Raw genomic sequence first — 24,406 nt, 5'->3', positions numbered from 1 at the left:
TTTTGGGGTATTAGAAAAATATACAATGAAAAAAGATTACTTTAGATACATTAACACATTATTTGTGGTAATACCCATGACTTTAATTATGGCGTTTGTGGGTTTAATGCGCAATTATGGTTTTGGCGAAGACTGGATCATTAAATTTTTAAAAGCATGGAGTGTGATGCTGCCCGTAGCTTATTTTGCTGCATTTATTATCATTCCGAACGCCCGAAAGCTTGCTGAAAAAATTACAGGCAAATCCTAAACATCCTCACGTGGGTAATTATACAATATGTACAAACTGCTTCCGGCTTATATCAACGAAAAAATAACGATCAGCAATGCAGATCTGGAAACAGTTTTGTCGTACTTTAAAACATTAAAGGTTAAAAAGAATGAAATTCTGGTTAGTCCGGGCGAAAAACCACAAAGGATTTACTTTGTTGTGAGTGGCTGTTTGAGGATTTTTTTCCTTACCGAAAGCGGTACTGAAGCCACCAGGCATTTCGCTTTCGAAAATCAGTTTGCCACGGCATTGGTAAGTTTTATTACCGACGAAATTTCTAAAGAATATGTACAGGCTGTAGAAGATACCGAATTGTACTACATCTGGCAAAGCGATTTTTACGAATTGCTAAAAATCATTCCGCAATGGGAAAAACTCTACCGCCATTACCTGGAGTATGCTTATGTAACCAACACCAACCGATTAATGTCGTTTATTACGCTTGATGCTACAGAACGTTATCGCCAGTTGCTCGCTCAAAACCCGAGGGTAGTAACACACATGCCAAACAAAATGGTAGCCTCTTATTTAAATATTTCGCAGGAAACATTGAGCCGGTTAAAATCAAAAGCATAGTAAATCAGTTAAAAAAGAAGTCAAGTTTTTAAAAACTTGACTTCTTTGGAGAATTCGATCGTCATGCTGAATGGAAAAAGACCCTGAAATGAATTCAGGGAGACGGCCTGTAAAGGGTATCCCCTTTGTTAAACTTATCCAAAGAGTTATCAAATTGCATTTTTTTGCCAGCTAAAAATCCTATCTTAAAAACCTTCGGCTATAGTGCCAACTTTAAAACAAAATCGGTATTTTTGCCGCTCAATTTAGATTACTATATATGTTAAGAACAGTAACTTGTGGTGCATTAAACCTAAACAACTTAGGCGATAGTGTTACGCTATGTGGTTGGGTACAAAAATCAAGAGATTTGGGCGGTATGACTTTTATCGATATCCGCGATCGTTATGGTATTACCCAGTTGGTTTTTAACATGGACGATAATAAAGCGCTTTGCGAAACTGCACGTACATTAGGACGTGAGTTTGTGATCAAAGCTACTGGTACCGTTGTAGAAAGAAGCAACAAAAACCCAAAAATGCCAACCGGCGATGTAGAAATTAAAGTTACTGCTTTAGAAATTCTAAATGCTGCAAAACTTCCACCGTTCATGATCGATGATGAAACGGATGGTGGCGATGAGTTGCGCATGAAATACCGTTATCTGGATTTACGCCGTAACCCGGTGCGTAATAACCTGGTTTTACGTCATAAAATGGCCCAATCCGTTCGCCGTTATCTGGATGCTTTGGATTTTATCGAGGTAGAAACCCCGGTATTGATTAAATCTACACCTGAAGGTGCAAGAGATTTTGTGGTGCCTAGCCGCATGAACGAAGGCGAGTTTTATGCCTTACCACAATCGCCACAAACCTTTAAACAATTGCTGATGGTTTCGGGCTTCGACCGTTATTTCCAGATTGTAAAATGTTTCAGGGATGAAGATTTAAGGGCCGACCGTCAGCCGGAGTTTACACAGATCGACTGCGAAATGTCGTTTATTGAGCAGGAAGATATTTTAAATACTTTCGAAGGTTTGATCCGTACTTTGTTTAAAGAAGTTCGTAATTACGATCTGCCGGAAGTTCCGCGTATGCAATATGCCGATGCGATGCGTTTATATGGTTCTGATAAGCCCGATACCCGTTTTGAGATGCAATTTGTAGAGCTTAACGAGTTGGTGAAAAGTAAAGGTTTCCCGGTGTTTGATAATGCCGAACTGGTGGTTGGTATCAATGCAAAAGGTGCTGCAGGTTATACACGCAAACAGTTGGATGAGCTGACCGATTTTATCAAGCGTCCGCAGATTGGTGCTACAGGTTTAATTTATGCCCGCCACAACGAGGATGGAACGATTAAATCATCAGTTGATAAATTCTTCAATGAAGAAGACCTTAAACAATGGAGCGAAGCTTTTGCAACAGAAAAAGGCGATTTATTATTGATTTTAGCCGGTTCTACCGATAAAGTACGTAAACAGTTAAACGAACTCCGTTTAGAAATGGGTAACCGTTTGGGCTTACGCGATAAAAATACTTTTTCTGCCCTGTGGGTGCTTGATTTCCCGCTTTTAGAATGGGACGAAGAAACTGAACGTTACCATGCCATGCATCACCCGTTCACTTCTCCAAAACCTGAAGATATTGCTTTGTTGGATACTAAACCAGGTGAAGTACGTGCCAATGCTTATGATATGGTTATTAACGGAACGGAAGTTGGCGGCGGATCTATCCGTATCCACGACCGTGCTTTACAGGCTTTGATGTTTAAACATTTAGGTTTCAGTGCAGAAGAAGCGCAGAAACAATTTGGTTTCCTGATGGATGCCTTTGAGTTTGGTGCTCCTCCTCACGGTGGTATTGCCTTTGGTTTCGATCGTTTAACTTCTATTTTCGCAGGTTTAGATTCAATCCGTGATGTAATTGCTTTCCCTAAAAATAATTCGGGCAGAGATGTAATGATTGATAGTCCAAGCACTATTGATGAGAAACAGTTGAAAGAATTAAAGATTAAGACTGATTTGTAGGCTCAATAATTACTGGCCAGTGGCTCATTGGTAAGCACTTATAAACAAATCTGTTATGCTGATCCGATAGCTGTCGGATTTATTTCAGCATCTTTCTACCGAAGACCCTAAAATGAATTCAGGGTGACCAAATTTATTAAAAAAGCCTCGAAATTTTTAAATTTCGAGGCTTTTTTGTTTGAAATGATATCTGCAATTTGCTAACTAATAAACAAATGGCAAATGAACCACTGAACTAATAAGTTTCGCTATCGGGTGGAATACCGTAATCGATAAACTTTTTATCTTTCTTCTCTTTTTTTTTGCCAAACCAGCCTTTAACAGAATTAAAAATGGCTGACAAATGTTCTGCATCAAGTGATTTACCCACTTTACCTGAAACTAATCCTACAGCAGCCTTGGTTAAAAAACCTGCACCTCTGAAAATGGTTTTATTCATCACCATAGGTAAAAGCAGAGACATTGCAGTACTGCTAATGTTTAACTTTTCGTCGGCTTTAAATAAATTACTTGGCGTAGCGTATCTTTTAATCAATGCACCTAATGTAAACTGTTTCAAAAAAGTTTTGGTGTCTGATTTAAGCATCTCCTGCTTGAGTGTATACTCAACTTTAAGCTCTAATTTTCTAGCCTGCAGGTCGGTTAGGTTACGGATGTCTTTATAGCTTTTCATCTTCCTCCTTATCTGCAAGTTTGTCGAAATATTTTCTGATGGCAACATTGATAATTGCTTTCTCTATGTATTTATCTTTCGTTAGATAAACAATTATGGCCAGCAGGATGTAGAATAACGAAACACAGCCAAAACCACCGGCATAACTACCCAAAACATCGGATAAATAGAGCGCCAGGGTTACTGAGCCAAATAAAAAGGCCAAAATAAAACAAACAATAACGGCAGTGCTCGTTACCAGATCGGCAAAAACCTTCGATACTTTTTCAACCAGGTAAAGCCTGGTATACTCTACCCTGGCTTCTAGAAAGCCTTTGGCATCATCTACCAGATCTTCGATACTTTTATCCTTATTTTCCTGCATAATTCAGATGAGGTTTAACCGGGCAAAACACCCGGCTATGCAATATTTTATTTATTAAGCGTGCTCGATATCGTCGCTGTATTCTTCTTCTACGCTTCTCAATTTGGTTTTGATTGAGCTTACAACTTTGTCTTTCAGGCTGGCCAGGTTGTTAATCTCATCAGCGGCTTTATCTTTGATAGAATCGCCCAGGTCTTTTAACGACTGGCTTAATTTATCGCGGGTTTCTTCACCTTTATCAGGTGCGAACAAAATTCCTAATGCTGCACCGGCAGCTAATCCAGCTAAAAGCGCAACTACAACTTTTGAGTTATCATTCATAATAATGTATTTTAAGGGTTTAACAATCATGTACAATATAAAACTACTACATTATTTTATTGTTAAGCTATATTTATAACTCGTTATGCTCATTATTTGTTTTAATTCTTTCCAATCTTTCTGATGCAAGCGTACTGGTTTCGTAAATTTTAACAAGCAAAATAAAATAAGACAATAGTAACGGGCCAAAAACAAGGCCCAGTATTCCGAATAAAGGGATACCAATAATTACGCCAATTACTGTAATTATAGGATGAATGTTGCCAACTTTTTTTGCGATGATAAACCGCAGCACGTTATCGATGTTTATAATCACAACAAAACCGAAAATAAGCATGGCCCAGCCCGCAAAATTATTTCCTTCGGCAATCTGCAAAATGGCAGCCGGCACAAAAACAACCGGAGGCCCCAAAACCGGAACAAAAGAAATAAATGTGGTAATTACACCCCAAAACATGGGATCTTTATAACCTAAAACATAAAATGAAAGACTCACCAACGAGCCCTGTACCAAACAGATTAAGCCCTGGCCCAAAACATTAGCGTAGGTGGTATTCCGCATTTCATCACCAAAACGCAGTGCATTCTGCTCTCTGAAAGGTGCATACTTTATCATCGAAAACTCGAATTTTTTCCGCTCAATTAACATAAAATAAAGCAAAAAGTACATCACCAATAAACTCAGTACAATATTTACGGCACTGGAAATCAGGGAAGGGAAAAGCTGGGTAGCCCAATTACCCAAACGGTTCATGCCCTCCTGGATGAGATCCTGGTTGATTTTAACGGGAACCAGGTGCTGCAATTTAACCAGCAGGTTCCTGAAAAAGATTTCATTGTTACGCAACTCCGAAATTTTACTGATAACCATACTGCTCAGCGCATAAAAAGGCAGAACAATTAATATAATGCTAACTGTAATCAGCAAAATGGCCACTACTCTTTTATTCCACCCCTTATTTTCGGCCAGATGGATATATGCAGGTCGCATAATGGTATACAGCACCAACGTACTCAGAATTGCACTAAAGATGCTCTGTAAAGAATATGCAATTAAAACTCCCAGCGCAATGATAATAACCAGATTAATATTGTTACGCTGTTTATAAGAGAATACCGACATAATTAAAGGTGCTTGGGATATCTCTTAAATGTTTGATTTGCCTGTTTTGTTTTATTGATTTTTAATTTATTCTTCTTTATCGAGTTTAAGCATATTTATTTTGTTGTAAAGGGTTTTTCTATCAATCTTGAGGATTTTAGCTGCTTTTGATTTATTAAAGTTAACTTCTTTTAATACGGTTAAAATTGCGGCATATTCGGCCTCCTCAGTTGTTTTTCTCAATTGCCGGGCGCTATTTTTCTGACCAGGAAAAAGGCCGGAGAATTTCTTTTCGAACACCTGGTTTTTGGCTAATATATTTTTTTCGATTTCTGGCGGCAAAACTTTGGTCTCGATCTGGTTTCCATTAGTTAACAATGCTATTCGTTTGATTACATTTTTAAGCTCACGCACATTGCCTGGCCAGCTATAGTTTAAAAAACGATTTCTAACATCTTTGGAAAAAGAGGTAATACTTTTGTTCAGCTCTTCATTTGCCTCAGCCAGGAATGCATTAGCAAAAAGAAGGATATCTTCTTTTCGCTCGCTTAAGGAGGGAATATTGATAGAAAATTCGTTAAAACGATGATACAGATCTTCCCTGAATGTTCCTTTTTTTATACAGTCTTCAAGATTTTCGTTGGTAGCTACGATAATCCTCATATCAAGCTCTATTTCTTTGGTACTACCTATTCTTCTGATCTTTCTTTCCTGTACCGCTCTTAGTAAAATTGCCTGCAGCTCGTATGACAGATTGGCTACTTCATCAAGAAACAATGTTCCGCCATTTGCCTGTTCAAAATGGCCTATTTTAGTAAATATGGCTCCCGTAAATGATCCTTTTTCGTGCCCGAAAAATTCGCTTACGGCCAATTCTTTGTTTAACGAGCCGCAATCCATTGCTACAAAAGGTGCATTTTTGCGTAAACTGTTCTGGTGAATAATTTTAGCTACACATTCTTTTCCGGTGCCGCTTTTCCCGTTCAAGATGATACTGTAATTGGTTGGGGCAACCAGATTAACCTGTTCTAAAAGATTTAACGAGACCTTGCTTTTACCCTCTATATATTTAGGATAATTAGCGGCTTGTGGCTCAGTTACAGCAATATTTGATTGTTTTTTTAATATTTTCCGGCTTTCCAGTACCTTATTAATTGTATTTAATATTTCATCGGGATATAAAGGTTTAACAATATAATCGCAGGCCCCGAGTTTAATTAGTTCTACGGCAAGTTTGATATCTGAATAGCCTGTAATGATAATTACCCCTGTGGATGGGTAATTTTCTTTAGTATAAATGAGAATTTCTTTACCATCGGTATCATCCAGGCGATAATCGCACAAAATCAGATCAAATTTTTCCCGCTCTAATATTTCCAGGGCCGACGCCCCCGTGGTGGTGGTAAAAACTTCAAATCTGTTTTTAATTAAAAATTTAGTAAGTAACAGGCCGATGTTTATTTCATCGTCGATTATAAGTATTTTGTTTTTCATTAATAGGATTTTTAGCCCTAAAAAGAACCCCGAATAATTAAGTGGGATGAGTCAAAATGATTGAGATTATGCATTTTAGATAATGCATAATTAGGCAAAAAATATGATTTTGTGAAATATTTTATACAATTTGAGTATTTAGGCCATATAACAAATACTACAAGGCTATTAGTGTCCCGAGAAATTAGCTTTTCTCTTTTCTACAAATGCAGAAACTCCTTCTTTAAAATCGGCGGTTTCGAAACATCTGCCGAAAGCTTCAATTTCTGTAGTATAACCATTATCATTATTTACCGATGCAATGATTGCTTTTATAGCTGCAGAAACAGCTAATGGAGCCCTTTGCTTTACCAGATTGAGTATTTCTTCTGCTTTACTGATCAAATCGGTGGGTGGCACAACATGGTTTACCAAACCTATTTTCTCGGCTTCGGCTGCAGTAATCATATTTGCAGTGGTAATCATTTCTATTGCTTTACCTTTTCCAACCAGTTGTGTTAAACGTTGCGTGCCTCCATAACCCGGAATTAAACCCAAAGTAACTTCTGGCAGTCCTAATTTTGCATTGTCTGATGCGATCCGGATGTGGCAGGCCATCGCCAATTCCAAACCGCCGCCCAAAGCAAAACCATTAACAGCTGCAATAAAAGGTTTTGGCGAATTTTCTATGGCATTAAAAACTTCATCCTGCCCTCTTTTGGCCAATTCTTCACCTTGTTTTCCATTATATTCCGAAAACTCTTTAATATCAGCGCCCGCAACAAAAGCCTTTTCACCGGTCCCGGTTAAAATAACGCCTCTAACCTCTTCAGTTTTACCTGCATAAGCAATTACATCTGCAAGTTCGGCCAAAGTATCTTTATTTAATGCATTAAGCGCCTTTTCGCGGTTTATAGTAACGTATAAAATGTTTTCTTTTACTTCTGATATTAAATTCTGGTATGCCATAGCTTAAAAATTTCTGTTTTCAGTAACCCAATTTTGAATATATTCTACAATACTTGCCATTGTTGTGCCCGGGGGGAATAATTCTCCAACGCCCAGTTCGGCAAGCTTTAACCGGTCAGCTTCAGGTATAATCCCTCCACCGGTTAATAACACATCATCCAGCTGTTTTTCTTTCATAAAATGGATAATTTTCGGAAAAACCGTCATATGTGCGCCTGAGAGGATGGAGATCCCTATTGCATCAACATCTTCCTGTAACGCCGTATTTACCACCATTTCTGGGGTTTGGCGTAATCCGGTGTAAATCACCTCCATACCCGCATCGCGTAAGGAAGTTGCAATAACCTTGGCGCCCCTATCGTGACCATCTAAGCCAACTTTTGCCACCAAAACACGGATCGGTCGATTTAATGCTTTGCTCATAAATGAATATTAAGTTGACGTAAATGTATCGAATTTATTATCTAATATAGAAATAAGATCATGGTTTGATGGTTCGCAACCAGGGCATTTATCTACCGGCTAACCGGAATTAATCTTACACAGTACATACCAGCTCAATAAAGTAATTCAAACACACCTAATATTAACCCTATGCTAATAAACCGTTAATCATTGCATAAATACGCTCAATCTTTTTACATTTGCATTCCTAATTTACAGGTTTTTATGAGTGAAGAGAAGTCATTGAACTTTATTGAAGAAATTGTTGAGAACGACTTAAATAGTGGTAAGTATGAAACTTTGGTTACGCGTTTCCCGCCGGAGCCTAATGGTTATCTGCACATCGGCCACGCGAAAGCAATATGCTTGAATTTCGGACTAACACAAAAATACGGCGGTTATACTAACCTGCGTTTTGATGATACCAATCCGGTAACGGAGAAAACAGAATATGTTAACAGCCAGCAGGAAGATATCAGGTGGTTGGGTTTTGATTGGAAAAACGAATTATACGCATCTGATTATTTTGATGAATTATATGGTTTTGCGGTTAAACTGATCGAAAAAGGGTTGGCTTATGTTGACGAAAGCTCGGCAGATGAAATTGCTGCTTTAAAAGGTACACCAACAGAACCTGGCCAGGATAGCCCATACCGTAGCCGTAGTGTTGAAGAAAACCTCGATATTTTTACCAGAATGAAAAATGGTGAATTTGCCGATGGTGCTTATATTTTAAGGGCTAAAATCGATATGGCAAGTCCGAATATGTTGATGCGCGACCCGATTATTTACCGTATTAAACATGCCGAACACCACCGTACGGGTAACAAATGGTGCATTTACCCGATGTACGATTTTGCGCACGGACAGAGCGATAGTATCGAAAATATCACCCACTCGATCTGTACTTTAGAATATGTTTCGCACCGAGAGCTGTATGATTGGTTTATCGAAAAACTGGAGATTTTCCCTTCAAAACAGTATGAATTTGCCCGTTTAAATCTTACCAGTACGGTAATGAGCAAACGTAAGCTTTTGCAATTGGTTAACGAGAAACTGGTAAGCGGTTGGGACGACCCACGGATGCCTACTATTTCGGGGCTGCGCAGAAGAGGTTTTACACCAAAAAGTATCCGCGAGTTTTGCGAACGTATCGGTATTGCAAAACGCGAGAATTTAATTGAACTTAGTTTGTTGGAATTCTGTATCCGCGAAGATTTAAATAAAACGGCGAACCGTGTAATGGCGGTTTTAGATCCGATTAAACTGGTAATTACCAATTATGATAAAGACGCTGAAGATTTAATCGGTGAGAACAATCCGGAAGCAGAAGATGGTGGTGGCACCCGCGTAATTCCTTTCAGTAACGAACTTTGGATTGAGCGCGAAGATTTTATGGAAGTACCTGCAAAAAAATGGTTCCGTTTGGCGCCAGGTGCAATGGTACGTTTAAAATTCGCCTATATTGTTAAATGCGAAGATTTTGTGAAAGATGAAAATGGCAATGTTACCGAAATCCGTTGTACTTATATCCCGGAATCTAAAAGCGGAAGCGATACCAGCGGTATCAACGTTAAAGGAACCATACATTGGGTAAGTGCGGCACATGCAAAAACTGCCGAGATCCGTTTATACGACCGTTTATTTACTTCAGAAACACCTGATGCAGAAGAAGGCGATTTTAAAGATTATTTAAACCCCGAAAGTTTAACGGTATTGCCTAATGCTTATATCGAGCCGGCTTTGGCCGATGCAGATTTAGATGGCCGTTATCAGTTTATCCGTAAAGGTTATTTCTGTTTGGATAAAGATTCTACTGCCGATAAATTGGTTTTCAATAGAACAGTAACACTGAAAGATACATTTAAGAAGCCGAATTAACCCCACCCAACCCTCCCCTAAAGGGGATGGCTTTACATAAAATTTAAGGCACAGATGAACACAGATTAATGTGGTTTGTCTGTGCTTTTTTGTTGTGTTTTGGTTAATCGGTTAATTGTTTAAACCGGTTAACTGTTTATGAATATATTTTTTAATTGCAGAGTTGTTAAAGTCTTACTACATATTGCCAAAAACTGTAAGCTGTGATGGTTAATTGGTGGGTATTTCGCACCTAAACTTCGGACATCCGTCTTCCGACTTCGGACTTATCCCATTCCCCATCTTCCATCATTAACCGCAAAGAAAGAAGCACTGAGCACTCAAAGATTGGAGATGGGCAACCAAACTTCGGACCCCGGTCTTCCGACTTCGGACAAATTCTCACTAAAGATCCTGAAAACAGTTCAGGACGGATTGGGTTTAAGTGCAAATCTACGCCAACTGCTCGCACCATTCGCTAATACTTCGTATACACATTATACAACACCAAAACATCAACTGGCGTTAAAGTCGGTGTAATATCGCTCTGTATAAAATGGATTTTAAAAGCAGTAATTGCAGCAGGAAGGTTGCTGGTATCGTACCCAATATATTTTAGGGCCATTTCGGTGTTGAAATCTGCCGGTGGGTTTTTTAATATGTCATCATACCAATATCCGAAACCTTTATCTGCCAGTTTTTTCCAGGGGAAATTTTTCGGATCGTTTTTACGTTTTGGGGCAATATCGGCATGGCCGATAAAATTAGCCGTTGGTATGCTGTAGTTCTTTTTAAGGGTAGCTAAAAGTTTAAGCAAGCTGTTAATCTGCGCATCTGGCCATGGGTCAGTTAGTCCGTTGTTATCCAGTTCTATACCAATTGACGAAGAATTGAGGTCGGTATCTTTGCCCCATTTACTTATTCCGGCATGGTTTGCTCGAAGGTAATCGTTCACCATGTGTACTACCTTCCCATCGCGGCTAATAACATAGTGTGCGCTGGTACCAGCTTTGGTTGAGAAAAACGTTTTAATGGTTTGTGCCAAACTATCCTGTGCGGTATGGTGTATCACTACAAAATTAGGCTTACGTATCCCAAAATTTACAGAACCAACCCACTCCTGATTTGTTGCTCCTAATGAATCATATAGCTGACCAGTTGGAGGTACCGTGCCGATTATTTTTGAAAAATCTTTCGCTTTATCTTTATATATTTTTTCTGTTGCAGCATATTTATTGGTGCCACACGCTGATAAAATTAGCAGGAGAGAAAAAGTAAAAACAGATGGAAACTTTGATTTTGAAAATAACATGGGCATGAATTGTTAGCGATTTGAAGTTACAAAGTTATACGAAACTTGGGCCAATGCATCAAACTTTATACAAAGCTTTCAAAAATTACTAATTTAGCACCGATATACTTTAATATGAAGAATTTATACAAATCAACCCTAATTTTATCTTCCCTGGCTATTGCAGCCGGCTCACTGTCATCTTGCACCGGTAATAACAAACCAACGGAAGAAAAAGCTGTAACGGTACAAAAGGATAGTTTGACCAATTATGTTGCACAACGCCTGGCCATTTACGAAAAAGTTAAACTTACCACCAATATCAATCAATTAAGTGTTAACGACCGTAAAATTCTTCCTTTGCTGATCCAGGCAGCCGAAATTATGGACGAATTGTACTGGAAACAGGCTTATCCGCAAAGAGATAGCTTAATGGCGACTATTAAGGATGAAAAAACACGTGATTTTGTGAATATCAATTATGGTCCATGGGATAGGTTAAATAACGATAAAGCTTTTGTTGAAGGTGTTGGAGCCAAACCAGAAGGCGCTTCTTTTTATCCTTATGGAATTACAAAAGATGCAATTGAAAAATCGGACCTGGCAGATAAATTTGGCGCTTATTCTGTGGTTCAAAAAGATAGTACCGGTAAATTATCGACGGTACCTTACCATGTTTTATACGCTTCAGAATTGCAGAAAGTGAGTTCGCTTTTAAAACAGGCTGCTTTAATTACCGAAGATGCAGGTTTAAAAAAATATTTAAACTTAAGGGCCGATGCCCTGGTAACTGATAATTTTACGGCGAGTGATTATGCCTGGCTGGATATGAAAACCAATGGATTGGATATTATTATTGGTCCGATTGAAAATTACGAGGATAAACTTTTTAATGCCCGTACCAGTTATGAGGCTTATGTTTTAATTAAAGATAAAGAGTGGAGCAAGCGTTTGGCCAAATATGTAAAAATGCTTCCCGAGTTACAAAAAAACCTGCCTGTTGCAGCAAAATATAAAACCGAAACTCCTGGTACAGATTCTGAACTGAATGCGTATGATGTGGTTTATTATGCCGGTGATTGTAATGCGGGATCGAAAACCATTGCGGTGAACTTACCTAACGATGAAAAAATACAACAAGAAAAAGGTACCCGCCGTTCGCAGTTAAAAAACGCCATGCAGGCCAAATTTGATAAGATCCTGGTGCCGATTTCGAAAGAATTGATCGATGCAGAACAACAGAAGTATATTAAATTCGATGCTTTTTTTGCCAATGTAATGTTCCATGAAGTGGCACATGGATTAGGGATTAAAAAAACCATTACCGGAAAAGGCTTTGTACGTACAGCACTAAAAGAACAATACAGCTGGTTAGAAGAAGGTAAAGCCGATATTTTAGGTTTATACATGGTAACCGGATTGCTTAAAAAAGGCGAGTTAAAAGGCGATATTAAAGATTACTATACCACATTTATGGCCGGCATTTTACGCTCGGTACGTTTTGGCGTTTCAGAAGCGCACGGAAAAGCCAATATGCAGTGTTTTAACTACTTTCAGGAAAAAGGCGCATTCGAACGGACTGCAAATGGTACCTATAAAGTGAATTTCGAAAAATTTGCTACGGCAATGAACGACTTAAGTGCATTCATCATCACACTTCAGGGTAATGGTGATAAAGCTGCAGTAGAAAAAGCACAGAAAGAAAAAGCAATTATCCACACCGAACTTCAAACAGATTTAGATCGCTTAACCAAAAAGAATATCCCGGTTGACGTTGTTTTTGAACAGGGTGTTGATGTACTAGGTGTAAAATAATATTCTCTTCAAGAGATCTAACAGCCATGGAGCAGCAGGTGTAAACTTGTTGATCTGTGGCTTTTTTTGTTTAGTTCATTGGTTCATTTGCCATTAGTTCATTGGTTAATTGGCATGGTGCAGATTTGAGTACTGCCAATTGCTAACTGAAAACTTCCTAGTGTCTTCGTGCCTTTGTGGTTAAGATTGGTTCATTTGTTTATCGGTTAGTATGCTACACAACCCACCTAGGCTGGTCTGTATCCCTCACAGATCAGTATTCTATAATTTTAGCCATGGATTTGGTTTGTTTCTGAGCGGAAAGTAACGACGTGGAGAAATTGGCCTCGAGATAGATCTCTCCTTTCCGCTATGCTACAGTCGAGATGACGATGCTTTTTTGAAAAGTCTTTGTGTCTCTGTGCCTTTGTGGTTAAGATTGGTTCATTTGTTTATTAGTTGGCATGCTATACAACCCAGCTAGGTTGGTCTGTGTCCCTCACAAATCAGTATTCTATAATTTTAGCCATGGATTTAGTCTGTTATTCTGAGCGGAGTGTAACAACGTGGAGAAATCTGCCTCGAGATAGATCTCTCCGTTCCACTATGCTACAGTCGAGATGACGATGCTTTTTTTGAAAAGTCTTTGTGTCTTCGTGCCTTTGTGGTAAAAGGATTGTTCATTAGTCACTGTCAACTTCTAATGCTAAACTTCTGTCATCGGACCTCTGACTTCAGACTTTTTAAAAATCCCTGTAACCTTTTCAAAAAACGGTCGTCTTACTTATAACTAAACAATGGGGAACCTTTCGTTCCGAGCTAAACTTTAAATAAGCAAGCACAAGGTAAAAAGCGCATGTAAAAGCGTTATGGAATCTTTTTGCCCATTTTTTAAGCTAATAAAACCTGAAAATGAAAATATTTTACACCATATCGTTAACATTAACGCTGTTTTTGACTATTACAGCGGGTTTTGCACAAACAAATCCCAAAGCTAATATCAGCGGGATAATTTTAGATGAAAATAAAAAACCTGCAGATTATGTTACAGTTGTACTGTTTAAAGCTTCCGATTCGAGCGTAGTTAAAACTGCATTTACCGATCCTAGCGGAACCTTTGCCTTTAATGTAGCTAATAAAGGAAGCTATTTTTACAAAGCCAGCAACATGGGTTACAAAACCCTGAAAAGTAAAACCATCGTTCTAACGGAAGATAACCAAAAGGTAGATTTTGGAACGGCACAGCTTGTTGCAACTGCCCAAAACTTAAGTGAAGTAAATGTAGCAGTAACCAAACCGTTGATAGAAAGGAAAATGGATAAGGTGGTGATGAACGTTTCTAACAGTTCAATCATGACCGGTTCTACGGCGCTGGAGGTTTTGCAAAAGGCTCCGGGTGTAACAGTAGATCAGAACGATAAAATTTCGATGATGGGCAAACAGGGCGTGCTGATCCAGCTGGATGGTAAACAAACTTATATGAGCAGTGCAGATGTAGCCAATCTGCTTCGCAATATGCAAAGTACAGAGATCGAAAGTATTGAGCTGATTACCAATCCTTCATCTAAATATGATGCTTCGGGTAACTCAGGGATTATCAATATTAAAACCAAGAAAAGCAAAAATGGAGGTACCAACGGCAGTTTAACCGGTACAGCCGGATATGGTAAAAATTTTAGGGGAAATACCGGTTTAAACCTTAACCACAGAACGCAAAAACTGAATCTTTTTGGTAACTACAATTATGGCCGAAATGAACGCGACAACCTGATTGCCATTGACAGGATTTCGAAGGGTACGCCCGATACATACTTTATGCAGGTGGGTACAAGCCACAGGAAACAGCAGAATAACAATTTTAAGGCCGGATTAGATTATTTTATCGATAAGAAAAATACCATTGGGGTATTGGTAAACGGCTATTTTAACCATGGAACAGAGGCTTCGATAAACAACACACTAATTGGTCCGTCTTTTCAAAAAGTAGATACGGTTTTGATTACCAATACCTTGCAGAACAACAAATATAATAGCCTTTCTTACAACCTTAACTATAAATCGGTTCTGGATACGGCAGGTTCGGAAATTTCTGCCGATGTAGATTATTCGAGATATAATGGTAACGATGGCTCAAAATATGATAATGATTACCTGTTTCCTAATGGAGACAGGATCCGTCCTACGATTTTTACCCGGAACAATACCCCGTCCATTATAGATATTAAAGCCTTTAAAGTTGATTATAATGTTTCGTTAAGCAAAACGGTTAAGTTGGAGGCAGGTGTTAAAAGCAGTTGGGTTAAAACCGATAATGATTTACAGGCCGAAGAATTTGTGAGTAATAACTGGCAGAACGATGTACGTCGAAGCAACCAGTTTATTTACGATGAAAATGTAAATGCAGCTTATACCAATTTAAACAAGCAGTTTAAAAATACGAGTGTACAGATTGGTTTAAGGATGGAACAAACCAACTCGAAAGGGAATTTAATCACCACGAATACCGTTGTGGAGCGTAGTTACTGGGATTTCTTCCCTACATTGTTTGTTCAGCAAACGCTTTCAAAAAATAATCAGTTGGGCTTTTCTTATAGCAGAAGGATCGACCGCCCGAGTTATGATGCTTTAAATCCTTTTATTTATTATCTCGATCAATATACCTACAGTAAAGGAAATCCTTTTTTAAATCCGCAATACACGCATAATTTTGAACTCAGCTATACCTTATTGCAGAAATATATGTTATCTGTCGGATACAGCAGGGTAAATGATGTAATTGCCGAAGTGATTTTACCAGATGCGGCGAATAAAGCGCTGTACCAAACCAATGCCAATATTGCAAGAAACATCAGCTATAATGCCAATTTAAATGTGCCCGTTCAGATTACGAAGTGGTGGCAAACCAACAACAATTTAAATGTATTTTACCTGAGTTTTGAAGCACCCGATTTAGCTGGAAGTGCTTTAAAAACAGGAAAAACATCTTTCCAATTTAAATCACAGCAAACCTTTACCATTGTTAACGGTTTTACGGCAGAGCTAAATGGAAGCTACGAATCGCCGCTCGATTACGGTACTTTAAGTTTAAAAGCACGTTATTATGTTGATGCAGGATTAAGCAAATCGTTATTTAATAAAAAAGCAAGTTTAAAACTTGCGCTATCTGATATATTCAATATGTCTGAAAATAATTTATCAAGCGCATTACCAGGCCTGACCTATGATGTGCACCAGAAAAATGAAACGCAGATTGGACGGATGAGTTTCACTTACCGTTTTGGTAAAAACGAGATTAAACCAGCCCGTCGCCGTTCAACCGGTACAGAAGCAGAACAGGGAAGGATGAAGAATTAGGAATAAAAAAGTTGTCATCTCGACCGAAACGCAGTGGAGCGGAGAGATCTATCCCGAGATAGATTTAGCTTCGCTTCACTGCGTGGTTCTCTACTTCGCTGCACTCTGCTCGAAATGACGTTAATGTGAAAAGGATTAAAACTTATACTCCATCACATAATCATCCATAAAAAAACCTTCACCAATATCAAGTTTTACCGATTCTTTAATGGTAAATCCCCCTTTCAGGTAAAAATCTTTGGCTTTATTATGTTTATTTACGTTAAGTTGTAAGGCACTTGCACCTGCATCTTTTACCTGGTTAAATACCTCGTTGATCAGGATTTTACCTACACCCTTTCCATGTGCCGATGGCAATACGTAAAGCTATGCAGTTTATAAATCCGCTCTTCATGCCCTATAATGGAATAACCCGCAAAACCGAATTGATTTTCGCCTTCTTCGGCGATGAGGAAAATATGCCCTTCCATCAATTGTCTCAACAGTTCGCCTTTGTTGTACATTTTATCCAACATATAATCAATCTGCGCCTGTCCGATAATATCCAGGTAGGTTGACGGCCATGTTGCTGCTGCAATATCCCTGATAATTTCTAAATCTTCTTCTTTTGCTTTTCTAAGGGTAATCATATCGGCTCGCTAATAAAAATGGGTTGTCCTGAAAAAGTGAATTCTACAAAACCATCATTAACCACTTTAAAAATTTCGTCTTCGTCCTGCATCAGATTGGTTACTTCTAGGTAGCGGTTGCCGTGGATCCAAAACTCGCTTCCTGCCGGTTTCCAAACCGAAAATCCCGATTTAATCGGATAATGTTTTGCCCTTTCGGTAAAAACAACCAAATTGATTTTATCTTCAAAGCCTGCATATTTTTCTAAATCGAATTTGCGTGTAATTACATTTACTGCAGGATATTTTTCCTCGTACAGGTAATTAATGGCTACCATCAAAGCATCAACAGGCCCCTGAATTATTTTAGTGTCTTCCTGTACTTCCTGGCCGTTGCCGTTAACCAAAACATCAACCTTTAAACCGATAGAAAATATTTTATCATAATTTTCCGCGTTAACCAATAAGGTTGGGCTCCATTCTAACAGCTGACCTAATAACTCTTCGTTAAAATTTCCAAGCTCCTCTATAAATAAAGCAGGCTCTTGTTTTTCTTTTACAATATGGTGTGAAGACATACTGCGAATATAGAAATTTCGTATTAAGTAGCATACATCAAGAATCAGCTCGGGGTAAAATGATTAGCGGTTGTAAGGGTATTCGCTTACCCAGTGAAAGCCCCTGTTAATGAGCCTGAAATCTTTCAGGTCTTTCTTTTTAAAGCTTACCGATACTGAATCTTGGTCTCTCAAACCAGAAATGATGAGTTTATCTTTACCAACAATGTTATAATTTAACACATATTTCAATGAATCTCTGGCGGTTGATTTTAACACCAGTTCTTTCTTTTTCTGGTTAAAAACGGTAGTGAAATTGACAGTACTATCATTCATTTTTTTAACCTTTGCATAGCCTTCGTAACTGATAATCATCTGTTTCCAGCGGATACTATCGGTAGTTAATGGTGGTAGTACTGCGCCTTTAAGTTTCATGCTTTCTACATTGTAAATACCGTATAAAAATGGTTTTGGAGCCGCACTGCCATAAACTTTTGTTTGCTGGATGAACGCATACAATAAGGAACCAATAGAAGCAGTAATGTAAAGGTATTTTAAGCTATAAGCCGAAATGTAAATCCATCGTTTTTTAAATGTTGGGCGGTACATTTTTTCGAGCTGCTGGTTTTCGTATTTAATAAAGAAACGGTATAATTTAACAAAATGGGGAGCCAAAATAAAAAGACTCATTACCACCAATGCGGTAGAGAGTAACTTTACCGGAACATCGAAAAAATAATTCATAGACATTACGTGTGCAGTTGCTGCCAGCGAAAGAAATGCACCCACAACCACCGTTCTACGGAATAAAAGCAAAACCGCCGAAACTTCTACAATGCCCATAAAAACATTGTAACCTTTCGAAAAACCGAGAAAAGTCCAGGCGAGGCCCATTGGCGATGCATCACCAAAAGGCTGTAACAGTCTGGTTAGCGACGGATCAGGGAATTGGAGTTTGATTACTTTTATTAAGCCGTACAATATCAGGGTAAAGGCCAGATAAAACCTTACTAATACCACCAGCCAATAATAAGCCGCGTTGTAGCTTTTGCGTTTACGATCTAAAACCGACCAGATGATGCAGCCAATTACCGAAACAAAGAATATAAAAAGTAACAGTACCCAATCGTAAGAGGTATCGCCACTGCCATTGGTATAGATGGTAAAATCGTAATTGTAGTGGATAATATGTTTAGAAAACCATGGAATGAAATTGTGCAATACTTTACCAGGCAGCTGTAGTATGACCGACAGGAAAGTGAAAGCCCCGTTGTTGTTGAGGATGATAAAAAGAGGCAGCAGGATAAAGAAAAACCTGAAGGATACTTTTTTATAAATATTCCAAGGTGTATTGGTTTGAAGAGCGTTTTCTGACATATTAGATGGGGTTTAACCCAAAACTAAAAATTATCCAACAGGCTTCAAATTATAAAATGTTAATTAACAGCACTTTCTTTAACAGATGTGTAAAAATCCTGATAGGCTTCTATAAAATCGTCAGCAAAATTTATGGCTCCCGAAACCGCTATTCCGTACATGCCCGTTTGCATTAAAGCTTCCACATCATAAATTTTTATGCCGCCTACCGCCAATACCGGAAGGTTTATACTTTTTTCATGCAATTCACTAACCGCCTGCTGGTAACCTTTGAGGCCCAATGCTAAATAATCGTTAGGTTTGGTTTCAGTTTCGGCATAGGGACCAAAACCTGCATAATCTGCCCCCTCTTTTGCAAGCCTGATTAAATTTTCAAGTGTATTTGCCGAGCCACCCAAGGTAATATCATTACCAACCAATTTACGAAGTGCGATAAAATCAGCTTCCATATCTTCGATATGAAAACCCTGGATATCGGCTTTTCCGTTTAAATGCACATGATTGGTAACAATTAAAGTGGTACCCCAATCATCGCAGATTTCGGCAATGGCATTAATATCCTGCAGGAGTTGTTCATCTGTTTTGCTCAAACAACGGTACTGGATCCATTTTGCACCTGCCTCGCAAGCCAGTTGTGCCTGCTCTAAATGGCTTAAATTTGGAATATCGTGTGTGATGTACTGAAATTTTTCTATGTACTTCATGGGATCAGGATTTGTGAGATTAAAGGATTTTAAGATCAGCGTGGCAAGATAACAAAATCGCCATCGTAAGCGTACCCTGAATTTGTTCTGGATCAGGATTAGTAAGATTAAAGGATTTTAAGATCAGCGTGGCAAGATAAACAAAATCGCCATTGGGGTTTGTTTCCAATGGCGATTTTAATGATTTTTAACTTTCTGCTTTAGTCTTTCTGCTTTTAGCTTTGGTCTTTATTAAAACTTAACGTTCAGACTCAGCAAAAAGTTAGTTCCGGCCTGTGGATAGAAAAAGTTTTCAGTTATCCTACTTCCACCTAAAAGATAGCCGTAGGTATAACCATTGCTTTCGTATTTCTTATCTAAAATATTGTTTACCAATAAGCCGATGTTTACATTTTTAACGCCCGCAAATTTAAAATCGTAACCTAAACGTGCGTTATTTACCCAGTAACCATTAATGGTCCGGTCGTTATTTTGCGTATTGTCTAAATATTGTTTGCTAACATATTTGCTCTGTAAAGCAATAGCAAATCCACTAACAGGTTTATAAACCAGTTCGCCAAAAAGCACGGTATTTGGAGAAAACGAAATATCAGTAAGATTATAATTATTTACAACCTGTCCGCCGTTATCGTAATCATCATAATATTCGGTAAAGTTTTTGATTTTGTTGCGACTAAACGCAGCATTGGCATTTACGATAAACTGTTTGCTGATGGTATAAGAACCATCCAATTCAATACCCATACGATGACTTTTGTCTACATTCTGGCGGAAATTACCACCAACATCATTTATTTTTCCGGTTACCACCAATTGGTTTTTGTAGAACATACCGTAAGCATTAGCGCCAATATTAAACTGATCATTTTTAAAACGGTAGCCCAATTCTACATCGTTCAGGCGCTCCGGTTTAGGGGTAACACCTATTGTTGCATCTGTATAATCATCGCGGTTAGGTTCTTTGTTAGCCACGCTAAACGAAGCATATAAATTGCTCTGCGGATTGATAAAATAAGTTGCACCAAATTTCGGGTTAAAGAAATTTAAGGTTTGGTTAATGGCCAAAGAATTCAACTTATTTTCTGTTCCAGCAATATCATAATATACGCGGCGGTACTGTAAATCAGCAAATAAACTCAAAGCCTCAACCGGACTATAATTTACCTTACCGTAAATGTTAAAATCGGTCTTAAAACCATTGTTATCATAATAATGCCTGTCGATATCTCCGTTCGATGCATATTGCGCCCAGATTACCTGCCCAAAATGCGCTCCTTTATATTCATTATAGGCACCGCCCAGAGTAAAGTTCAGGCTTTTTTCAGGTACATAGTTAAAAGCATAGGTAACTCCATAAAAATCGTTATCCAGCCAGCGGCGGCGAATAAGATCTGTACTGGTAACCGGAGTACCGCCAGGAATAACAACCGGATTTAAACCATAATTTTTCAGTTCATCCTGCACCCGGTATTCTTCGTAATAGCCTTGTCCCTGAGTATAATGTAATGCTCCGTTAAAAGAAAACTGATCAGAAAACTGCCTTGCATAAATTAACTGATAATGGTTTTGTGTATAATTATCTGTTTGATTATTGTACAGAAAGCTATTATACCTCCTGCCCGAGTTTAAAAGGTTAGCCGCATCTTCGGTACTTAATCCGTTTCTGTCGATATAGGCATTCATCCCGGCTACATCATTTTCTAAACGCGATTGCGGAATACCATTCCACGATTGGTAGGTTTTCTCATTTCCAGAGAATACATTTACACGTAGTAAATCTTTATTCCCATGGTAAGCGCCTGATAAAAAATACGATTTTAGCAGCGATGATCCACGGTCTACATAACCATCAGAACTGATTCTCGATAAACGGCCATCAAAACTAAAACGGTTATTAATCAAACCTGTTCCTACTTTTACCGTATTTTTCCAGGTATTGAAACTTCCATAAGTGCTGTTTACCTCTGCATAAGGTTCCGTTTCGCTGGCAGTTGTCTGGATGTTTAAACTTGCGCCAAAAGCACCTGCGCCATTGGTTGAGGTACCTACCCCACGCTGGATTTGTACGTTATCAACTGATGAGGCAAAATCGGGCATATTTACGTAAAACGTTCCCTGGCTTTCGCTATCGTTGATCGGAATACCGTTAACGGTTACGTTAATCCTGCTGTTATCGCTCCCGCGGATACGGATGCCAGTATAGCCCACACCGGCACCGGCATCAGAGTTAACCACTACACCGGGTGTGTTCTGCAGAATAAATGGCAGGTCCTGTCCGAAGTTATTCTGCTGAATTTCTTCCTTACCGATATTTTTGTAGGTAGTAGCCGATTTATCTGTGGCACGCGTTGCGCGAACGATTACCTCATCCGCTAGGAAATTTTGTGGCGAAAGGCTAAAATCCAAGGTGGTGTTTTGCGTGATTTCTACCGTCTTCTCTACGGATTTATAACCAACATAACTTACCACCAGGGTATATTTTCCGTTCGATAGATTTGTGATGGTATAGTTTCCGTTCGCATCGCTCATCACAGCCGTTTTCTGATTTCTCAATTTAATGGTGGCGCCGGGAAGAGCTTGCTGCGTTTGATCTGTTATTTTTCCGGTAACCGAAACCTGTGCCGATACGAAGAAAGGCAGTATTGCAACAAGTGCTGCAAAAAGTAAATTTTTCAATGTTTTTGTTTTTAGTTAAACCCATCGGAAAAAGGGGCTTCCCCGATTTCAGTTAAACTTCCATAACTCCAATCCCTACGCCGGCATTACCCGGATCAGGTGCATTTATAAGGTTTAGGGTTTTGAGGTTTAGGGCTTAGGGTTTTACCTTCCGCCTTTTACCTTCTACCTTTCACCTATAAAATGGGTATGATCTCAGCCTGTTTTTGTGTTTATTTAAACAAGGCACCCCTAATGATGAGGCAAATGTATAAAATATTTGGTAATTCGGACGGGTTTTAATGCGTTACCGGTTAACCGGGCAAAAATTGACGGTATTATTTGAAAAATGAAGGCTTTTAGGTTTAGAAAATGAATGGTTCTGTGCACATGGCATTTTCAGGCAGGTAAATATTTAACGGCAAATTACCAAACGTTCCTACGGAACGACCAACGCCAATTTATACAATTGGCTACCGATGAATCGTCCCGATGGGACGATCTGTAAATATTATGTTTTTGACATTCTATTGGAAGGCTTCATGTGTGGCGAAAAAATGTCGTGTGTTTTTTCGTTCCATAGGAACGTTTTATGTTAGGCCTCATGCTAACAAGCCCCTGTTCAATAAACCCGACAGTAGCGGACATCCCGATTTTTCATCGGGATAAAGCGAATGGCAGGACTACTGGCCGCCAAATGCTACAAACATTCATTTCCAAAAAAATAGAGCATCTTATTTTTTATCTTCCGAAAATTCATCAATGGCATTAACCGCATTCGCAATTCTTTCTTCACCCAAGCCGCCGATCCATAAAGACGCTTCATGTTATGCCTCATGCTAACAAGCCCCTGTTCAATAAACCCGACAGTAGCGGACATCCCGATTTTTCATCGGTATAAAGCGAATGGCGGGACTACTGGCCGCCAAAAGTCACAAACATTCATTTCCAAATAATGGAAGAATCCTATTTTTTATCTCCCTAAAAATTCATCAATGGCATTAACCGCATTCGCAACTCTTTCTTCACCCAAGCCGCCTATCCATCAAGACGTTGCATGTGTGGCGAAAAAAATGACGTGTGTTTTTTCGTTCCGTAAGAACGTTTCATGTTATGCCTCATGATAACAAGCTCCTGTTCAATAAACCCGACCGTAGCGGACATCCCGATTTTTCATCGGGATAAAGCGAATGGCGGGACTGTCCGCAGCCAAAAGCCACAAACATTCATTTCCAAATAATGGAAGAATCTTATTTTTTATCTCCCTAAAAATTCACCAATGGCATTAACCGCATTCGCAATTCTTTCTTCACCCAAGCCGTCGATAACTTTGTAATTGGCATTGAGCGCCTGAAGTTCCTGATGCCAAACCTGCATAAAATATTCGCGTTTGTTAGGGAAATCGCGCAGCGGATCGTCCTGCCATGGCAAATCAATATCCATTAACAAATACAGATCGTATGGTTTTTTTGGCAATGCATCCAGCACCACCTGTGGTGTTTCGCCAAGTACCTCATCACTCCATATTTTTACCGTAATAAATGTGGTATCACAGATAATAAAATCGCTTTCGGTAATGGCCAGAACCGCGTCTTCTAAAGCTACCTGACCGTAATACATATTAACTTCGTCCTGCAGGGTATAATCCGCAACCAGGTTTTCGCAATAGTAACGGGCATATTCGGGCACCCACGAAACTTTGTAGTATTTTGCAAGTAATTGTGATATGGTCGATTTCCCGGTACTCTCCGGACCAACAATGGCGATTTTTTTGATATTTTTATTCACGATAGCCAAATGTAAAGGAAAAAGCCTTAAAAGAAAAAATCCGGTTGAGGAGGGCTCCTCTAACCGGATAATAAACCAAACAAACTATTTATGAAGAAATCCTCATGGCGGGTAACTAATCCGCGGAGGAAGCTTTAGATCTTTTTCTAAAGTATATACAAAACGCATATATGTTCTGCTTATTACAACATTATTGCCAATATTTGGATCTTCACAACTT

The 24,406-nt window shown here is 38.9% G+C and carries 21 protein-coding genes; 6 read left to right on the top strand and 15 right to left on the bottom strand.

Annotated elements, in window-relative coordinates; all coding sequences use genetic code 11:
• The first annotated feature begins 25 nt into the window (after window positions 1-25).
• From DRW42_RS14920 to aspS, 3 genes are all read left to right on the top strand, one after another.
• Entirely contained in the window at window positions 26-250 is a 225-nt protein-coding gene (locus DRW42_RS14920; RefSeq protein ID WP_113949627.1) for a DUF2798 domain-containing protein, read from the top strand.
• 27 nt (window positions 251-277) lie between these two features.
• Window positions 278-847: a Crp/Fnr family transcriptional regulator gene (locus tag DRW42_RS14915; RefSeq protein WP_113949626.1), complete on the top strand. Its 570-nt coding sequence runs from the start codon at window positions 278-280 to the stop codon at window positions 845-847.
• A 259-nt stretch (window positions 848-1,106) separates the two neighbouring features.
• Entirely contained in the window at window positions 1,107-2,852 is a 1,746-nt protein-coding gene (aspS, locus tag DRW42_RS14910) for an aspartate--tRNA ligase (protein ID WP_113949625.1), read from the top strand.
• A 235-nt stretch (window positions 2,853-3,087) separates the two neighbouring features.
• On the opposite strand, the gene DRW42_RS14905 is transcribed toward aspS, so the two are convergent.
• From DRW42_RS14905 to DRW42_RS14875, 7 genes are all read right to left on the bottom strand, one after another.
• The gene (locus tag DRW42_RS14905; protein WP_113949624.1) at window positions 3,088-3,525 is read right to left on the bottom strand and encodes a hypothetical protein; all 438 of its coding nucleotides are present in this window, start codon (window positions 3,523-3,525) and stop codon (window positions 3,088-3,090) included.
• Window positions 3,512-3,889, bottom strand: coding sequence for a phage holin family protein (locus DRW42_RS14900; protein ID WP_113949623.1), 378 nt, complete (start codon window positions 3,887-3,889; stop codon window positions 3,512-3,514). The genes DRW42_RS14905 and DRW42_RS14900 overlap by 14 nt, the downstream gene beginning before the upstream one ends.
• A 54-nt stretch (window positions 3,890-3,943) precedes the next feature.
• Window positions 3,944-4,210 (bottom strand): YtxH domain-containing protein, encoded by a 267-nt coding sequence (locus DRW42_RS14895; protein ID WP_113949746.1) that lies wholly within the window; start codon window positions 4,208-4,210, stop codon window positions 3,944-3,946.
• 73 nt (window positions 4,211-4,283) lie between these two features.
• Window positions 4,284-5,333: an AI-2E family transporter gene (locus tag DRW42_RS14890; protein ID WP_113949622.1), complete on the bottom strand. Its 1,050-nt coding sequence runs from the start codon at window positions 5,331-5,333 to the stop codon at window positions 4,284-4,286.
• A 66-nt stretch (window positions 5,334-5,399) separates the two neighbouring features.
• Window positions 5,400-6,806, bottom strand: coding sequence for a sigma-54-dependent transcriptional regulator (locus DRW42_RS14885; protein ID WP_113949621.1), 1,407 nt, complete (start codon window positions 6,804-6,806; stop codon window positions 5,400-5,402).
• 168 nt (window positions 6,807-6,974) lie between these two features.
• On the bottom strand, window positions 6,975-7,754 hold the full coding sequence (locus DRW42_RS14880) for an enoyl-CoA hydratase/isomerase family protein (protein WP_113949620.1): 780 nt from the start codon (window positions 7,752-7,754) through the stop codon (window positions 6,975-6,977).
• Window positions 7,755-7,757: 3 nt separating this feature from the next.
• Window positions 7,758-8,177, bottom strand: coding sequence for a cobalamin B12-binding domain-containing protein (locus DRW42_RS14875; RefSeq protein WP_113949619.1), 420 nt, complete (start codon window positions 8,175-8,177; stop codon window positions 7,758-7,760).
• Between the two features lie 246 nt (window positions 8,178-8,423).
• Here DRW42_RS14875 and DRW42_RS14870 point away from each other — a divergent pair, with 246 nt between their 5' ends.
• Window positions 8,424-10,079 carry a glutamine--tRNA ligase/YqeY domain fusion protein gene (locus DRW42_RS14870; protein ID WP_113949618.1) on the top strand — a complete coding sequence of 552 codons (1,656 nt, stop codon included), beginning with the start codon at window positions 8,424-8,426 and terminating at the stop codon, window positions 10,077-10,079.
• Between the two features lie 457 nt (window positions 10,080-10,536).
• Here the strand turns inward: DRW42_RS14870 and DRW42_RS14865 are convergent, their stop codons facing one another.
• The gene (locus DRW42_RS14865) at window positions 10,537-11,370 is read right to left on the bottom strand and encodes an N-acetylmuramoyl-L-alanine amidase (RefSeq protein ID WP_113949745.1); all 834 of its coding nucleotides are present in this window, start codon (window positions 11,368-11,370) and stop codon (window positions 10,537-10,539) included.
• 114 nt (window positions 11,371-11,484) lie between these two features.
• Between DRW42_RS14865 and DRW42_RS14860 the strand changes: the two genes are divergently transcribed.
• Together DRW42_RS14860 and DRW42_RS14855 are read left to right on the top strand one after the other, a co-directional pair.
• Window positions 11,485-13,164, top strand: a complete 1,680-nt coding sequence (locus DRW42_RS14860) for a dipeptidyl-peptidase 3 family protein (RefSeq protein ID WP_113949617.1) — start codon at window positions 11,485-11,487, stop codon at window positions 13,162-13,164.
• Window positions 13,165-14,055: 891 nt separating this feature from the next.
• The gene (locus DRW42_RS14855; RefSeq protein WP_113949616.1) at window positions 14,056-16,497 is read left to right on the top strand and encodes an outer membrane beta-barrel protein; all 2,442 of its coding nucleotides are present in this window, start codon (window positions 14,056-14,058) and stop codon (window positions 16,495-16,497) included.
• 135 nt (window positions 16,498-16,632) lie between these two features.
• Here DRW42_RS14855 and DRW42_RS29310 read toward each other — a convergent pair whose 3' ends face one another.
• The 7 genes from DRW42_RS29310 to DRW42_RS14820 form a co-directional block, all read right to left on the bottom strand.
• Window positions 16,633-16,854 (bottom strand): GNAT family N-acetyltransferase, encoded by a 222-nt coding sequence (locus tag DRW42_RS29310; protein ID WP_244215291.1) that lies wholly within the window; start codon window positions 16,852-16,854, stop codon window positions 16,633-16,635.
• Complete coding sequence (locus DRW42_RS29305) at window positions 16,827-17,126, bottom strand: hypothetical protein (protein ID WP_244215290.1); 300 nt, start codon at window positions 17,124-17,126, stop codon at window positions 16,827-16,829. The genes DRW42_RS29310 and DRW42_RS29305 overlap by 28 nt, the downstream gene beginning before the upstream one ends.
• The gene (locus tag DRW42_RS14845; protein WP_113949615.1) at window positions 17,123-17,683 is read right to left on the bottom strand and encodes a thiamine pyrophosphokinase; all 561 of its coding nucleotides are present in this window, start codon (window positions 17,681-17,683) and stop codon (window positions 17,123-17,125) included. Before DRW42_RS14845 ends, DRW42_RS29305 begins: the two co-directional genes overlap by 4 nt.
• 63 nt (window positions 17,684-17,746) lie before the next feature.
• Complete coding sequence (locus DRW42_RS14840) at window positions 17,747-19,039, bottom strand: hypothetical protein (protein ID WP_113949614.1); 1,293 nt, start codon at window positions 19,037-19,039, stop codon at window positions 17,747-17,749.
• Window positions 19,040-19,098: 59 nt separating this feature from the next.
• On the bottom strand, window positions 19,099-19,743 hold the full coding sequence (locus tag DRW42_RS14835; RefSeq protein WP_113949613.1) for a thiamine phosphate synthase: 645 nt from the start codon (window positions 19,741-19,743) through the stop codon (window positions 19,099-19,101).
• A 231-nt stretch (window positions 19,744-19,974) separates the two neighbouring features.
• Window positions 19,975-22,419, bottom strand: a complete 2,445-nt coding sequence (locus DRW42_RS14830) for a TonB-dependent receptor (RefSeq protein WP_113949612.1) — start codon at window positions 22,417-22,419, stop codon at window positions 19,975-19,977.
• A gap of 1,236 nt (window positions 22,420-23,655) precedes the next feature.
• Window positions 23,656-24,186 carry an AAA family ATPase gene (locus tag DRW42_RS14820; RefSeq protein ID WP_113949610.1) on the bottom strand — a complete coding sequence of 177 codons (531 nt, stop codon included), beginning with the start codon at window positions 24,184-24,186 and terminating at the stop codon, window positions 23,656-23,658.
• Window positions 24,187-24,406 lie beyond the last annotated feature (220 nt).

Origin of the sequence: Pedobacter miscanthi, from assembly GCF_003315595.1 — a bacterium.
Taxonomy (GTDB): Bacteria; Bacteroidota; Bacteroidia; order Sphingobacteriales; family Sphingobacteriaceae; genus Pedobacter; species Pedobacter miscanthi.
The sequence above is the reverse complement of the archived record's forward strand: the minus strand, read 5'-3'. Positions and strand labels throughout refer to the sequence as shown.